Raw genomic sequence first — 14,416 nt, 5'->3', positions numbered from 1 at the left:
GGCCTGGCGCGATCCGCAGGTGATCGCGCCGGCTTTCAGCCCAGCAGCGTGCGCAATACCGCGGCGAACGCCTGTGCGCTTTCCTCTTCGTGGTCATGCCGCCCCTGGCGCACCACCCACCGCCCGTTGACCATCACATCGCGCACCTGACGGTCGCTGCCGGCGAACAGCCAGCGGTTGAGGATCGCATCGCCGCTGGCGGTCGCCAGGTACGGATCCTGCCCGTCGAGCACCAGCCAGTCGGCGCGCTTGCCCACGGCCAGTTCGCCAATGTCTTGCCCCAGTGCCTGCGCACCGCCTGCCAGTGCGGCGTCGTAGAGGGTGCGGCCGACCATCGGCTGGTCGCTGCGGTACAGGCGGTTGCGCCGCTGGTCGCGCAAGCGCTGGCCGTATTCCAGCCAGCGCAGTTCCTCGACCACGCTCAGCGAGACGTGGCTGTCCGAACCGATGCCCATGCGTCCGCCCTGGGCCAGGAAATCGACGGCCGGGAAGATGCCGTCGCCCAGGTTGGCCTCGGTGGTCAGGCACAGCCCCGCCACCGCGCCGCTGCGGGCCATGGCGCTGACTTCGTCGGCTTCGACGTGGGTGGCGTGGACCAGGCACCAGCGCGGGTCGACCTCCACGTTCTCGTAGAGCCACTGCACCGGACGACGCCCGCTCCAGCTCAGGCAGTCGTTGACCTCTTTCTGCTGTTCGGCAATGTGGATGTGCACCGGGCAGGCCCGGTCGCTGGCATTCATCACTTCGGCGATCTGCTGTGGCGTCACCGCGCGCAGCGAGTGGAAGCACAGGCCCAGGTGCTGCGCGGGCTGTGCGGCCAGGATCGGCTTGAGCTGCTGCTGCAGGCGCAGGTATTGCTCGGTGGAGTTGATGAAGCGGCGCTGGCCGTCGTTGGCTGCCTGGCCGCCAAAGCCGGAATGGCTGTACAGCACCGGTAGCAGGGTCAGGCCGATACCGCTGGTACTCGCTGCGGCGCTGATCTGGCGTGACAGTTCGGTCGGATCGGCGTAGGGCTTGCCGCTGTTGTCGTGGTGCACGTAGTGGAATTCGGCCACCGAGGTGTAGCCGGCCTTGAGCATCTCGATGTACAGCTGCCGGGCGATGACCTGAAGTTGATCGGGCGTGATCAGGCCGACCAGGCGGTACATCAGGTCGCGCCAGGTCCAGAAGCTGTCGTTGGGGTTGCCGACCACTTCCGCCAGCCCGGCCATGGCGCGCTGGAAGGCATGGGAGTGCAGGTTGGGCATGCCTGGCAGCAGCGGGCCGGCCAGGCGCTCGGCACCGTCGGCGCTGGCGTCGGCGGCGATGCTGCTGAGCCGTCCGTCGGCGGACACCTCCAGGCGGACATTGCTGGCCCAGCCCGAAGGCAGCAGGGCACGTTCGGCGAAGTAGGCGGACATCACTCGGTCATCCTGTATCGTTATTTGTATATACATATACAGACGTTTGCCTGCCGGGTAAACTGCGGCAAGCTACCGTCAATCACTTTGCACAAGGATGCATAGCCGTGCCGACACCTTCCGTCTCCGCGCTGGTGGCCCAGATGGCCGAAGGGCCGGCGCCGCTGTATGCCCGGGTCAAGCAGATGATCGTCCAGCAGATCGAAAACGGCAGCTGGCCGCCGCATCATCGTGTGCCGTCGGAAAGCGAGCTGGTCAGCCAGCTGGGCTTCAGCCGCATGACCATCAACCGCGCCCTGCGCGAACTCACCGCCGAGGGCCTGCTGGTGCGCATGCAGGGCGTCGGTACCTTCGTCGCCGAGCCCAAGACCCGTTCGGCGCTGTTCGAAGTCAACAACATCGCCGATGAAATCGCCAGTCGCGGCCACCAGCACCGCTGCCAGGTGATGATTCTGGCCGAGGAGGCCGCAGGCTCCGAGCGCGCCCTGGCCCTGGACATGCGCGAGGGCCAGCGGGTGTTCCATTCGCTGATCGTGCACTTCGAGAACGATGTGCCCGTGCAGATCGAGGATCGCTACGTCAACGCGGCAGTTGCCCCGGATTACCTGCGCCAGGACTTCACCCGGCAGACGCCCTATGCGTACCTGTCCCAGGTCGCGCCGCTGACCGAGGGCGAGCACGTGGTCGAGGCGATCCTGGCCGAGCCCGACGAATGCAAGCTGCTGCAGATCGAGCGTGGCGAGCCGTGCCTGCTGATCCGTCGGCGCACCTGGTCGGGCCGCCAGCCAGTGACTGCCGCACGCCTGATCCACCCCGGTTCCCGTCATCGCCTGGAAGGACGTTTCAGCAAATGAGCCAGTTGCAGTTGTTGCGTGCCCGTGACTACCCGCGCATGCCCTGGAAGAACGGTGGCGGCTTCACCGAGGAGATCACCCGTGATGCCGGCGACGGCCTGGACGGGTTTGGCTGGCGCCTGTCGATTGCCGACATCGAGGCCTCCGGCGGCTTTTCCAGCTTTGCCGGTTACCAGCGGATCATCAGCGTGCTGCAGGGCGATGGCATGTGCCTGAGCGTCGATGGTCAGGATTCCCGGGCGCTGTTGCCGTTCGATGCCTTCGCCTTCGGTGGTGAGAGCCAGGTGGGCTGCACGCTGCTGGGCGGGGCGATCCGCGACTTCAACCTGATCTATGCGCCGAACCGCTACCGCGCGCGGCTGCAGTGGTTCATGGGGGGTGCTCGCCTGTTCAGTGCGGCAGAGACCGTCCTGGTGTTCAGTGCCGAGGCGGACCTGCGCGTCGGGGTCCAGGGTGAGGAGTCGATGCTTGGGTCGTATGACTGCCTGCAGCTCAGTGGCAACGCAGGCTTGCTGGAGCTCGAGGTCTCGGGGCGCTGCTGTGTCATCGAGTTGAGCCCTCGACTGTTGTAAGTCTTAAGAGCGCTATCGCGGGACGAGCCCGCTCCTGCAGATTCAGCGTCGGTCTGGCTGACGTATCGAACCTGCAGGAGCGGGCTCGTCCCGCGACAGGGCCCCGAAAACCCTGCAAAACAGTTACCCGGTAACGCCCGCAAACAGCGCACCCTGTTACCAAACGCCCCAGAATGGCGCAACGCCATCTACTGCTGAATCTCCCACCCACGCCACTCCAGAATTTTTTATCCAGCCGCTTGCGCCTTGAATCACAAGGGCTGCAGCCCTGCGCGCAGACATCCGAATCCACCTTTTCGCACGACTTGGCAATTCAATTGCATATGCTTGTATGTACAAGTAAAGATAAGTGCGCAATAGTGGATAGGCCGTCCCATCGCGCACGGTACAGACAGCCCCGGCCCGCCGATCTCGTCGGGTTTGAATAGATCGCTCAAGGAGCACCTTTCGTGACTGACAAAAAGCCCACCACCTTCCGTGACGTCGAGATCCGTGCCCCGCGTGGCACCCAGCTGAACGCCAAGAGCTGGCTGACCGAAGCACCGCTGCGCATGCTGATGAACAACCTCGATCCGGAAGTGGCCGAGAACCCCAAGGAACTGGTGGTCTACGGCGGTATCGGCCGCGCTGCGCGCAACTGGGAGTGCTACGACAAGATCGTTTCCACTCTGAAAGAACTCAACGACGACGAAACCCTGCTGGTGCAGTCGGGCAAGCCGGTCGGCGTGTTCAAGACCCACAGCAACGCCCCGCGTGTCCTGATCGCCAACTCCAACCTGGTGCCGCACTGGGCCAACTGGGAGCACTTCAACGAGCTGGACGCCAAGGGTCTGGCCATGTACGGCCAGATGACCGCCGGCAGCTGGATCTACATCGGTAGCCAGGGCATCGTCCAGGGCACCTACGAAACCTTCGTCGAAGCTGGTCGCCAGCACTACAACGGCGACCTGACCGGCAAGTGGGTCCTGACCGCAGGCCTGGGCGGCATGGGTGGCGCGCAGCCACTGGCGGCCACCCTGGCCGGCGCCTGCTCGCTGAACATCGAATGCCAGCAGGTCAGCATCGACTTCCGCCTGCGCACCCGCTACGTCGACGAGCAGGCCGCCGACCTGGACGACGCCCTGGCGCGCATCGCCAAGTACACCGCCGAAGGCAAGGCCGTTTCCATCGCCCTGCACGGCAACGCTGCTGAAATCCTGCCGGAGCTGGTCAAGCGTGGCGTGCGTCCGGACATGGTCACCGACCAGACCAGCGCTCACGATCCGCTCAATGGCTACCTGCCGATCGGCTGGACCTGGGAGCAGTATCGCGACCGCGCCAAGACCGACCCGGCTGCCGTGGTCAAGGCCGCCAAGCAGTCGATGGCCGTGCACGTGCAAGCCATGCTCGACTTCCAGAAGGCCGGTGTACCGACCTTCGACTACGGCAACAACATTCGCCAGATGGCCCAGGAAGAGGGCGTGAAGAATGCCTTCGATTTCCCAGGCTTCGTGCCGGCCTATATCCGCCCGCTGTTCTGCCGCGGTATCGGTCCGTTCCGCTGGGCTGCGCTGTCGGGTGACCCGCAGGACATCTACAAGACCGACGCCAAGGTCAAGGAGCTGATCCCGGACGACGAGCACCTGCACCGCTGGCTGGACATGGCTCGCGAGCGTATCAGCTTCCAGGGCCTGCCGGCGCGTATCTGCTGGGTTGGCCTGGGCCTGCGCGCCAAGCTGGGCCTGGCGTTCAACGAAATGGTCCGCAGCGGCGAGCTGTCGGCGCCGGTGGTGATCGGCCGCGACCACCTGGACTCCGGTTCCGTGTCGAGCCCGAACCGTGAAACCGAATCCATGCAGGATGGCTCTGATGCAGTGTCCGACTGGCCGCTGCTCAACGCCCTGCTGAACACTGCAGGCGGCGCTACCTGGGTGTCGCTGCACCACGGTGGTGGCGTGGGCATGGGCTTCTCCCAGCACTCGGGTGTGGTGATCGTCTGTGACGGTACCGACGAAGCCGCCGCGCGTATCGCCCGTGTGCTGACCAACGACCCGGCCACCGGCGTGATGCGTCATGCCGATGCCGGTTACCAGATTGCGATCGATTGCGCCAAAGAGCAGGGTCTGAACCTGCCGATGATTACTGGTTGAGTGGCCTCGGGGACGCTTTGCGTCCCTTCGCGGGCAAGCCCGCTCCTACAGTAGGAGCGGGCTGGTCCCGCGATGGGCCACGCATTGGCCCCGGGTGATCCACCTTCTTTGCAAGGACTGCCGATTTCCACTTCAAGAGTTTGGGAGCGTCACGCAATGAAAACCAACAAGACCTTGCTTGCTTCGCTGTTCGCCCTTGGCCTGCTCGGCGCCGCCGGTGCCACTCAGGCCGCTACCTGGTGCGAATCTGGCAAACCGGTGAAGTTCGCCGGACTGAACTGGGAAAGCGGCATGCTGCTGACCGACGTGATGCAGTTCGTGCTCGAGAAGGGCTACGACTGCAAGACCGACAGCCTGCCGGGCAACTCCATCACCATGGAGAACGCCCTGGGCACCAACGATATCCAGGTGTTCGCCGAGGAATGGGTAGGCCGTAGCGAAGTGTGGAAAAAGGCCGAGGCGGCCGGCAAGGTCGTTGGCGTCGGTGCGCCGGTGCAAGGCGCCGTCGAAGGCTGGTACGTACCGCGCTACGTGATCGAGGGCGATGCCAAGCGCAAGCTCGAAGCCAAGGCTCCTGACCTGAAGAACGTCGCCGACCTGGGCAAGTACGCCAGCGTCTTCAAGGACCCGGAAGAACCGAGCAAAGGCCGCTTCTACAACTGCCCGGCCGGCTGGACCTGCGAGCTGGACAACAGCCAGATGCTCAAGGACTACGGCCTGGAAGACAAATTCACCAACTTCCGCCCGGGCACCGGCCCGGCGCTGGATGCCGCAGCGCTGTCGAGCTACAAGCGCGGCGAACCAATCCTGTTCTACTACTGGACCCCGACCCCGCTGATGGGCCAGATCGACCTGGTCAAGCTCGACGAAAAGCCGGGCGTGGACAAGACCGTGTCGATCAAGGTCGGCCTGTCGAAAGTGTTCCACGAACAGGCGCCGGAACTGGTCGGCGTGCTGGAGAAGGTCAATATCCCGATCGACCTGCTCAACCAGAATCTGGGGCGGATGAGCAAGGAGCGCATCGAATCGCCGAAGCTGGCCAAGATCTTCCTGAAGGAACATCCTGAAGTCTGGCAGGCGTGGGTCAGCGAAGACGCTGCCAAGAAGATCAATGCGGCGCTCTGAGCGTCCTCACCTGATGAGTGGTACCTATGTTTCCTGACAATCTGACATTCTCCATCGCCGACTGGGTCAATGGTTGGGTCGATGCGCTGGTGACCAACTACGGCGATGTGTTCCGGCACATCTCCGACACCCTGCTGTGGGCCATCGTCAACCTCGAAGGCCTGCTGCGCGCCACGCCCTGGTGGCTGATGCTGGGTGTGGTCGCGGTCATCGCCTGGCATGCCACCCGCCGTATCCTGCCGACGCTGGTGATCACCGGCCTGCTGTTCCTGGTCGGCGCTGTCGGCCTGTGGGACAAGCTGATGCAGACTCTGGCACTGATGCTGGTGGCGACGCTGATCTCGGTGCTGGTGGGCATTCCGCTGGGCATCCTTTCGGCGCGCAGCAACCGCCTGCGGGCGGTGCTGATGCCGCTGCTGGACATCATGCAGACCATGCCCAGCTTCGTGTACCTCATCCCGGTGTTGATGCTGTTCGGCCTGGGCAAGGTGCCGGCGATCTTCGCCACCGTGATCTACGCGGCGCCGCCGCTGATCCGCCTGACCGACCTGGGGATTCGCCAGGTCGATGGCGAAGTGATGGAGGCGATCAACGCCTTCGGCGCCAACCGCTGGCAGCAGCTGTTCGGCGTGCAGTTGCCGCTGGCGCTGCCGAGCATCATGGCCGGCATCAACCAGACCACCATGATGGCCCTGTCGATGGTGGTGATCGCCTCGATGATCGGCGCCCGTGGCCTGGGCGAGGATGTGCTGGTCGGCATCCAGACCCTCAACGTCGGCCGCGGGCTCGAAGCGGGCCTGGCCATCGTGATTCTCGCGGTGGTGATCGACCGCATTACCCAGGCCTATGGTCGGCCACGTCATGAGGTGAGCAAATGAGCACTCAGCCGATCAGCAAGATCGAAGTGAAGAACGTCTTCAAGATCTTCGGCGAGCGCGCCGGGGAAGCCCTGCAACTGATCCGCGAAGCGCGCAGCAAGGAGCAGGTGCTGTCGCAGACCGGTTGCGTGGTCGGGGTCAACGACCTGTCGCTGTCGATCGGCAGCGGCGAGATCTTCGTCATCATGGGCCTGTCCGGCTCGGGCAAGTCCACCCTGGTGCGCCACTTCAACCGCCTGATCGACCCCACCAGCGGGCAGATCCTGGTCGATGGCGAAGACATCCTGCAGTACGACATGGAGGCCCTGCGCGAATTCCGCCGGCGCAAGATCAGCATGGTGTTCCAGAGCTTCGGCCTGCTGCCGCACCGCAACGTGCTGGACAACGTCGCCTATGGCCTGAAGGTGCGCGGCGAGAGCAAGCAGCTGTGCCAGGAGCGCGCGCTGCAGTGGATCGAGACCGTGGGCCTGAAGGGCTACGAGAAGAAGTACCCGCACCAGCTCTCCGGTGGCATGCGCCAGCGCGTGGGCCTGGCCCGGGCGCTGGCTGCCGACACCGACATCATCCTCATGGACGAGGCCTTCAGTGCCCTCGACCCGCTGATCCGCGCCGAAATGCAGGACCAGTTGCTCGAGCTGCAGAAGACCCTGCACAAGACCATCGTGTTCATCACCCACGACCTGGACGAGGCGGTGCGCATCGGCAACCGCATCGCCATTCTCAAGGATGGCCGCCTGATCCAGGTCGGCACGCCGCAGGAGATCCTCCACTCGCCGGCCGACGAATACGTCGACCGCTTCGTCCAGCGCCGCGCCGTTGCGGTATGAGGAGCAGCATGTCGAAACCTGAAGTCGTCGTCATCGGCAACGGCCCGGTGCGTTGGCAGGACATCGCCGCCGTGGCCCGCCACGGCGCGCGCCTGGAACTGGCGCCGCAGGTCTGGGCGCGTATCGACAACGCCCAGGCCATCGTCCGGCGCATCGTCGACAGCGGCGAACGCGCCTATGGCGTGAACACCGGCCTGGGAGCGCTGTGCAATGTGTCGCTGCAGGGCGAGCAGCTCAGCGCCTTGTCGCGCAACACCTTGCTCAGCCATGCCTGCGGCGTCGGCCCGGCGCTGCCGGATGACCAGGCGCGGGCGATCATCTGCGCCGCCATCGTCAACTACAGCCATGGCAAGTCAGGGCTGCAGCGCTCGGTGGTCGAGGCGTTGCTGGCGCTGCTCGAGCATGGCATCACCCCGCAGGTGCCTGCGCAGGGTTCGGTGGGCTACCTCACGCACATGGCCCATGTGGGCGTGTGCCTGCTGGGCGTGGGCAAGGTCAGTTACCGCGGGCGTATCGTCGAGGCCGCCGAGGCCCTGGCCGATGCCGGGCTGGCTGCGGTGCAACTGGGGGCCAAGGACGGACTGTGCCTGGTCAACGGCACGCCGTGCATGACCGGCCTGGCCAGCCTGGCGCTGGACGATGCCAACCGCCTGCTGCAATGGGCCGACGTGATCGGTGCCATGAGCTTCGAGGCCCAGCGTGGCCAGATCGCCGCCTTCGATCCCGAGATCATTGCCCTCAAGCCGCACCCGGGCATGCAAGTGGTGGGTGAGAACCTGCGCGCGCTGCTCGACGGCAGCGAGGTGATCGCCTCGAGCAAGGGCATCCGTACCCAGGATGCCCTGAGCATCCGCTCGATCCCGCAGGTGCATGGCGCGGCCCGCGACCAGTTCGCCCACGTGGTGCGCCTGGTCGAGGCCGAGCTCAACGGCGCCAACGACAATCCGCTGCTGCTGGGTACGCCGGACGATTTTCGCGTGGTCTCGCAGGCCAACCCGCACGGTCAGTCGGTGGCCCTGGCGGCCGACCTGCTGGCGATCGCCATGGCCGAGATCGGCTCGATCGCCGAGCGCCGCCTGGACCGCCTGGTCAATCCGCACGTCAGCGGCTTGCCGGCGTTCCTGGTCAGCAACCCGGGCGTGAATTCGGGGATGATGATCGCCCAGTACGTCGCCGCCTCGCTGTGCGGGCAGAACCGCCAGCTGGCACAACCGGCGGTGCTCGACAACTTCGTCACCTCGGGCTTGCAGGAAGACCACCTGAGCATGGGCACCAATGCCGCGCTCAAGCTGCACCAGGTGCTGGAGAACTGCACGCAGATCCTCGCCATCGAGTACCTGCTGGCCGCCCAGGCCTTCGAGTTCCTCAAGGACCAGCGTTTCGGCGCCGGCACCGATGCCGCCTGGCGCCTGCTGCGCGAGACGGTGCCCGCCTACCTGCAGGACCGCTGGCTGGCGCCGGATATCGCCAGTGCCGCGGCCCTGCTCAAGGATCCACGGCTGCCGCAGCCGGTACTGGCTGCGCTGCACTAACCAAAATAACAAGGAGCATGAACATGGAAGCTTTGACCCTGACCCCCGGCCAGTTGACCCTGGCCCAACTGCGCCGTATCCACCAGGCGCCGGTGCGCCTGAGCCTGGATGCCGGCGCCGGTGCCGCCATCGATGCCAGCGTTGCCTGCGTCGAGCGCATCCTCGCCGAGGACCGCACCGCCTATGGCATCAACACCGGCTTCGGCCTGCTGGCCTCGACCCGCATCGCCAGCCACGACCTGGAAAACCTCCAGCGTTCGCTGGTGCTGTCGCACGCGGCCGGTATCGGTGCGCCGCTGGACGATGCGCTGGTACGCCTGATCATGGTGCTGAAGATCAACAGCCTCAGCCGCGGCTTCTCCGGTATCCGCCGCAAGGTCATCGATGCGTTGATCAGCCTGGTCAATGCCGAGGTCTACCCGCACATTCCGCTCAAAGGCTCGGTCGGCGCCTCGGGCGACCTCGCGCCGCTGGCGCACATGTCGCTGGTGCTGCTGGGCGAGGGCAAGGCGCGCTACCAGGGGCAATGGCTGGATGCCAATGAAGCGCTGGCGGTTGCCGGCCTCGAGCCGTTGACCCTGGCCGCCAAGGAAGGCCTGGCCCTGCTCAACGGTACCCAGGCGTCCACCGCCTATGCGCTGCGCGGCCTGTTCCAGGCCGAAGACCTGTTCGCCGGTGCCATCGCCTGCGGCGCGCTGACCGTGGAAGCGGCACTGGGTTCGCGCTCGCCGTTCGATGCCCGTGTCCATGAAGTGCGCGGCCAGCGTGGCCAGATCGACGCGGCCGCCTGCTACCGTGACCTGCTGGGCGACTCCAGCGAGGTTTCGCAATCGCACAAGAACTGCGGCAAGGTCCAGGACCCGTACTCGCTGCGTTGCCAGCCGCAGGTCATGGGCGCCTGCCTGACCCAATTGCGCCAGGCTGCCGAGGTGCTGGCGGTGGAATCCAACGCCGTCTCCGACAACCCGCTGGTGTTCGCGGCCGAGGACGAAGTGATTTCCGGCGGCAACTTCCACGCCGAGCCGGTGGCCATGGCGGCCGACAACCTCGCCCTGGCCATTGCCGAGATCGGTTCGCTGAGCGAGCGGCGCATCTCGCTGATGATGGACAAGCACATGTCGCAGCTGCCGCCGTTCCTGGTGGAAAACGGCGGGGTCAACTCTGGCTTCATGATCGCCCAGGTCACCGCCGCCGCACTGGCCAGCGAGAACAAGGCGCTGTCGCACCCGCACAGCGTCGACAGCCTGCCGACCTCGGCCAACCAGGAAGACCACGTGTCGATGGCACCGGCTGCGGGCAAGCGCCTGTGGGAAATGGCCGAGAACACCCGTGGCGTGCTGGCCATCGAGTGGCTGGGCGCCTGTCAGGGCCTGGACCTGCGTGAGGGGCTCAAGACCTCGACCAAGCTGGAGCAGGCGCGCCAGACCCTGCGTCGTGAGGTGCCGCACTATGACCGCGACCGTTTCTTCGCGCCCGACATCGAAGTGGCGGTGCAACTGCTGGCTGAAGGGCGCCTGACCGCGCTGCTGCCGGCCGGAGTATTGCCAAGCCTCTGATCGCTGTCGATGCCTTCGCAAGGCAAGCCCGCTCCTGCAGCCGAACCTGCAGGGCCGGGCTCGCCTGGCGATGAGGCCCCCGAGAACAACAATAAGGACGAACCATGCAGCAGGCACAAGGACTCAAACGCGGGCTGACCGCCCGACACATTCGATTCATGGCCCTGGGATCGGCCATCGGCACCGGGCTGTTCTACGGCTCGGCCTCGGCGATCCAGATGGCCGGGCCAGCGGTGCTGCTGGCCTACCTGATCGGCGGCGCCGCAGTATTCATGGTCATGCGCGCCCTCGGCGAAATGGCCGTGCACAACCCCGTGGCCGGCTCTTTCGGCCAGTACGCCAGCACCTATCTCGGGCCGCTGGCCGGGTTCGTGCTTGGCTGGACCTACGCGTTCGAGATGATCATCGTGTGCATCGCCGACGTGACCGCGTTCGGCATCTACATGGGCTTCTGGTTCCCCGAGGTGCCGCGCTGGATCTGGGTGCTGGGCATCGTGTTCCTGATCGGCGGCCTGAACCTGTGCAACGTCAAGGTGTTCGGCGAGATGGAGTTCTGGCTGTCGCTGCTCAAGGTCGGCGCCATCGTCGCAATGATTCTCGCCGGTTTCGGCATCATGGCCTTCGGCCTGGGCCAGGTGGGCAGCGGGGCCACGGTCGGGGTCGCCAACCTGTTCGAGCACGGCGGCTTCCTGCCCAATGGCGTCGCTGGCCTGATCGCCTCGTTCGCGGTGGTGATGTTCGCCTTCGGTGGCATCGAGATCATCGGCATCACCGCTGGTGAGGCGAAGGATCCCAAGCGCGTGATCCCCAAGGCGATCAACGCCGTGCCGCTGCGCATCCTGCTGTTCTACGTGCTGACGCTGTTCGTGCTGATGTGCCTGTACCCCTGGCCGCAGATCGGCACCCAGGGCAGCCCCTTCGTGCAGATCTTCAGCAACCTCGGTATCGGCTCGGCCGCTGCGGTGCTGAACGTGGTGGTGATTTCCGCCGCGGTATCGGCGATCAACAGCGACATCTTCGGCGCGGGTCGCATGATGTACGGCCTGGCCGAGCAGGGCCAGGCGCCACGCGGCTTTGCGCAGCTGTCGCGGCACGGCGTGCCGTGGTTGACGGTGCTGGTGATGGGCGCGGCGCTGCTGCTGGGCGTGCTGCTCAACTACCTGATCCCGGAAGACGTCTTCCTGCTGATCGCCTCGATCGCCACCTTCGCCACCGTGTGGGTGTGGCTGATGATCCTGGTCACCCAGGTGGCCATGCGCCGGCGCATGAGCCGCGAGCAAGCGGCCGCGCTGGAGTTCCCGGTGCCGTTCTGGCCGTGGGGCCCGGCGCTGGCGATTGTGTTCATGTTGTTCATTTTCGGTGTGCTCGGCTACTTCCCGAACACCCAGGCGGCGCTGCTGGTGGGCGTGGCGTGGGTGGTGTTCCTGGTGCTGTCCTACCTGTTGTGGTGCAAGCCGCGCTCAGGGCAGGGCCAGGTCGCCCGGGAGCAGGCCGAACTGCACCGCTGACTTGTGGAGAGCTTTATGAGAACCCTCTGGCAGCACTGCCACGCGGCCACCATGGCCAACGGCAGCTACTCGATCATCGAGGATGCGGCGATCGTCACCAATGCCGGGCGGATCGAATGGATCGGCCCCCAGGCCGAACTGCCGGGCGTCGATGCCCAGCACGTGGTCGACCTGGGCGGTGCCTGGGTCACCCCCGGCCTGATCGACTGCCACACCCATACGGTGTTCGGCGGCAACCGCAGCGGTGAGTTCGAGCAGCGCCTGCAGGGCGTCAGCTACGCCGAGATCGCCGCCAATGGCGGCGGTATCGCCAGCACTGTGCGTGCCACCCGCGCCGCCAGCGAGGACGACCTGCTGGCCAGCGCCCGCCAGCGCGTGCAGGCGCTGCTGCGCGACGGCGTGACCACGCTCGAGATCAAGTCCGGCTATGGCCTGGACCTGGCCAACGAGCGCAAGATGCTGCGCGTTGCCCGGCGTATCGGCGAAGAGCTGCCGGTGACCGTACGCGCCACCTGCCTGGCGGCTCACGCATTGCCGCCGGAGTACGCCGGTCGCGCCGACGACTACATCGCCCATATCTGCGATGAGATGCTCCCGGCCCTGGCCGCCGAAGGGCTGGTGGATGCGGTGGATGCCTTCTGCGAGCACCTGGCGTTCTCGCCGGCGCAGGTCGAGCGGGTGTTCATCAAGGCGCGTGAGCTGGGGCTGCCGGTCAAGCTGCATGCCGAGCAACTGTCGTCGCTGCATGGTTCGAGCCTCGCGGCGCGCTACCAGGCGCTGTCGGCCGATCACCTGGAGTTCATGACCGAAGAGGACGCCATCGCCATGGCTGGCGCCGGTACCGTCGCAGTGCTGCTGCCGGGGGCGTTCTATTTCCTGCGTGAAACCCAGCTGCCACCGATGGACGCCCTGCGCCGCCATGGGGTGAAGATCGCCCTGTCCAGCGACCTCAACCCTGGCACCTCGCCGGTGCTGTCGCTGCGCCTGATGCTGAACATGGGCTGCACCTTGTTCCGCATGACGCCCGAAGAAGCCCTGGCCGGCGTTACCCTGCACGCCGCCACGGCCCTGGGCCTGGGCGACAGCCATGGCTCGCTGGAGGTGGGCAAGGTTGCCGACTTCGTCGCCTGGCAGATCGACCGCCCTGCCGACCTGGCCTACTGGCTGGGTGGCGACCTGCCCAAGCGCGTGATGCGCCTGGGCCACGAAATTTCCCACTGAGCGAGGCGTCATGGACAAGGTATTGAGTTTTCATCAAGGTCGCCTGCCGCTGCTGATCAGCATGCCCCATGCCGGCCTCAAACTGACCCCCGCCGTCGAGGCGGGGCTGGTCGATGCGGCCCGGAGCCTGCCGGACACCGACTGGCACATTCCGCAGCTCTACGATTTCGCCCGCGATCTGGGGGCCAGCGTGGTGGCGGCCGAGTACTCGCGCTTCGTCATCGACCTGAATCGCCCGGACGATGACAAGCCGCTGTATGTCGGCGCCACCACGGGGCTGTATCCGGCGACGCTGTTCGAGGGCGAGCCGTTGTTCAAGGATGGGCAGGTGCCGTCGGCTGACGAGCGTGCGACTTATCTGGAGAGGATCTGGCGCCCCTACCACGACACCCTCCGTCAGGAGCTGGATCGTCTGCGCGCCGAGTTCGGCTACGCCCTGTTGTGGGATGCCCATTCAATTCGCTCGCTGATCCCGCACCTGTTCGACGGCAAGCTGCCGGACTTCAACCTGGGCACTTTCAATGGCGCGAGCTGCGACCCGGTACTGGCCGAGCAGCTGAAGGCGGTGTGCGCCGATGAGTCGGACTACAGCCATGTACTCAACGGGCGCTTCAAGGGCGGCCACATCACCCGCCACTATGGCGATCCGGGCAATCACGTTCATGCCGTGCAGCTGGAACTGGCGCAGAGCACCTACATGAACGAGGTGGAGCCGTTCGGCTATCGCCAAGACCTGGCGGAGCCGACGCAGGCGGTGTTGCAGCGCCTGTTGCAGACGGTCCTGAAGTGGGGCCGGGAGCGTTACGGACGCTGA

General features: G+C 65.7%; 12 protein-coding genes. 11 read left to right on the top strand and 1 reads right to left on the bottom strand.

The window, feature by feature from the left end; all coding sequences use genetic code 11:
- Positions 1-35: 35 nt before the first annotated feature.
- Positions 36-1,400, bottom strand: a complete 1,365-nt coding sequence (locus AC1TXO_RS24905; protein WP_486404183.1) for a formimidoylglutamate deiminase — start codon at positions 1,398-1,400, stop codon at positions 36-38.
- 143 nt (positions 1,401-1,543) lie between these two features.
- Here AC1TXO_RS24905 and hutC point away from each other — a divergent pair, with 143 nt between their 5' ends.
- The 11 genes from hutC to hutG all read left to right on the top strand — a co-directional run bounded on the left by hutC (position 1,544) and on the right by hutG (position 14,416).
- Positions 1,544-2,254, top strand: coding sequence for a histidine utilization transcriptional repressor HutC (hutC, locus tag AC1TXO_RS24900; protein ID WP_486406907.1), 711 nt, complete (start codon positions 1,544-1,546; stop codon positions 2,252-2,254).
- Positions 2,251-2,826 (top strand): HutD/Ves family protein, encoded by a 576-nt coding sequence (locus AC1TXO_RS24895; protein ID WP_486404182.1) that lies wholly within the window; start codon positions 2,251-2,253, stop codon positions 2,824-2,826. The genes hutC and AC1TXO_RS24895 overlap by 4 nt, the downstream gene beginning before the upstream one ends.
- A gap of 449 nt (positions 2,827-3,275) precedes the next feature.
- Positions 3,276-4,955, top strand: a complete 1,680-nt coding sequence (gene hutU / locus AC1TXO_RS24890; protein WP_486404181.1) for a urocanate hydratase — start codon at positions 3,276-3,278, stop codon at positions 4,953-4,955.
- Positions 4,956-5,111: 156 nt separating this feature from the next.
- Positions 5,112-6,080 carry an ABC transporter substrate-binding protein gene (locus tag AC1TXO_RS24885; RefSeq protein WP_486404180.1) on the top strand — a complete coding sequence of 323 codons (969 nt, stop codon included), beginning with the start codon at positions 5,112-5,114 and terminating at the stop codon, positions 6,078-6,080.
- Positions 6,081-6,106: 26 nt separating this feature from the next.
- Positions 6,107-6,958 carry an ABC transporter permease gene (locus tag AC1TXO_RS24880; protein ID WP_186665766.1) on the top strand — a complete coding sequence of 284 codons (852 nt, stop codon included), beginning with the start codon at positions 6,107-6,109 and terminating at the stop codon, positions 6,956-6,958.
- Entirely contained in the window at positions 6,955-7,785 is an 831-nt protein-coding gene (locus tag AC1TXO_RS24875; protein ID WP_054894807.1) for a quaternary amine ABC transporter ATP-binding protein, read from the top strand. Before AC1TXO_RS24880 ends, AC1TXO_RS24875 begins: the two co-directional genes overlap by 4 nt.
- Positions 7,786-7,793: 8 nt before the next feature.
- Complete coding sequence (locus AC1TXO_RS24870; RefSeq protein WP_486404179.1) at positions 7,794-9,317, top strand: HAL/PAL/TAL family ammonia-lyase; 1,524 nt, start codon at positions 7,794-7,796, stop codon at positions 9,315-9,317.
- 23 nt (positions 9,318-9,340) lie between these two features.
- Positions 9,341-10,873 (top strand): histidine ammonia-lyase, encoded by a 1,533-nt coding sequence (gene hutH, locus AC1TXO_RS24865; protein ID WP_486404178.1) that lies wholly within the window; start codon positions 9,341-9,343, stop codon positions 10,871-10,873.
- 104 nt (positions 10,874-10,977) lie between these two features.
- On the top strand, positions 10,978-12,381 hold the full coding sequence (locus AC1TXO_RS24860) for an amino acid permease (protein ID WP_486404177.1): 1,404 nt from the start codon (positions 10,978-10,980) through the stop codon (positions 12,379-12,381).
- Positions 12,382-12,396: 15 nt separating this feature from the next.
- Complete coding sequence (hutI, locus tag AC1TXO_RS24855) at positions 12,397-13,602, top strand: imidazolonepropionase (RefSeq protein WP_486404176.1); 1,206 nt, start codon at positions 12,397-12,399, stop codon at positions 13,600-13,602.
- A 10-nt stretch (positions 13,603-13,612) separates the two neighbouring features.
- The gene (gene hutG, locus AC1TXO_RS24850) at positions 13,613-14,416 is read left to right on the top strand and encodes an N-formylglutamate deformylase (protein WP_486404175.1); all 804 of its coding nucleotides are present in this window, start codon (positions 13,613-13,615) and stop codon (positions 14,414-14,416) included.

The sequence above is a fragment of the Pseudomonas sp. FA117 genome, assembly GCF_057370475.1.
The sequence above is the reverse complement of the archived record's forward strand: the minus strand, read 5'-3'. Positions and strand labels throughout refer to the sequence as shown.

What these genes read in the sequence shown, in the direction of transcription:
- AC1TXO_RS24895 (WP_486404182.1), top strand. Translation starts at nt 2,251, where the DNA reads ATGAGCCAGTTGCAGTTGTTGCGTGCCCGTGACTACCCGCGCATGCCC.
- AC1TXO_RS24880 (WP_186665766.1), top strand. Translation starts at nt 6,107, where the DNA reads ATGTTTCCTGACAATCTGACATTCTCCATCGCCGACTGGGTCAATGGT.
- AC1TXO_RS24860 (WP_486404177.1), top strand. Translation starts at nt 10,978, where the DNA reads ATGCAGCAGGCACAAGGACTCAAACGCGGGCTGACCGCCCGACACATT.
- hutI (WP_486404176.1), top strand. Translation starts at nt 12,397, where the DNA reads ATGAGAACCCTCTGGCAGCACTGCCACGCGGCCACCATGGCCAACGGC.
- hutG (WP_486404175.1), top strand. Translation starts at nt 13,613, where the DNA reads ATGGACAAGGTATTGAGTTTTCATCAAGGTCGCCTGCCGCTGCTGATC.
- hutC (WP_486406907.1), top strand. Translation starts at nt 1,544, where the DNA reads ATGGCCGAAGGGCCGGCGCCGCTGTATGCCCGGGTCAAGCAGATGATC.
- AC1TXO_RS24905 (WP_486404183.1), bottom strand. Translation starts at nt 1,400, where the DNA reads ATGTCCGCCTACTTCGCCGAACGTGCCCTGCTGCCTTCGGGCTGGGCC.
- AC1TXO_RS24885 (WP_486404180.1), top strand. Translation starts at nt 5,112, where the DNA reads ATGAAAACCAACAAGACCTTGCTTGCTTCGCTGTTCGCCCTTGGCCTG.
- hutH (WP_486404178.1), top strand. Translation starts at nt 9,341, where the DNA reads ATGGAAGCTTTGACCCTGACCCCCGGCCAGTTGACCCTGGCCCAACTG.
- AC1TXO_RS24870 (WP_486404179.1), top strand. Translation starts at nt 7,794, where the DNA reads ATGTCGAAACCTGAAGTCGTCGTCATCGGCAACGGCCCGGTGCGTTGG.
- AC1TXO_RS24875 (WP_054894807.1), top strand. Translation starts at nt 6,955, where the DNA reads ATGAGCACTCAGCCGATCAGCAAGATCGAAGTGAAGAACGTCTTCAAG.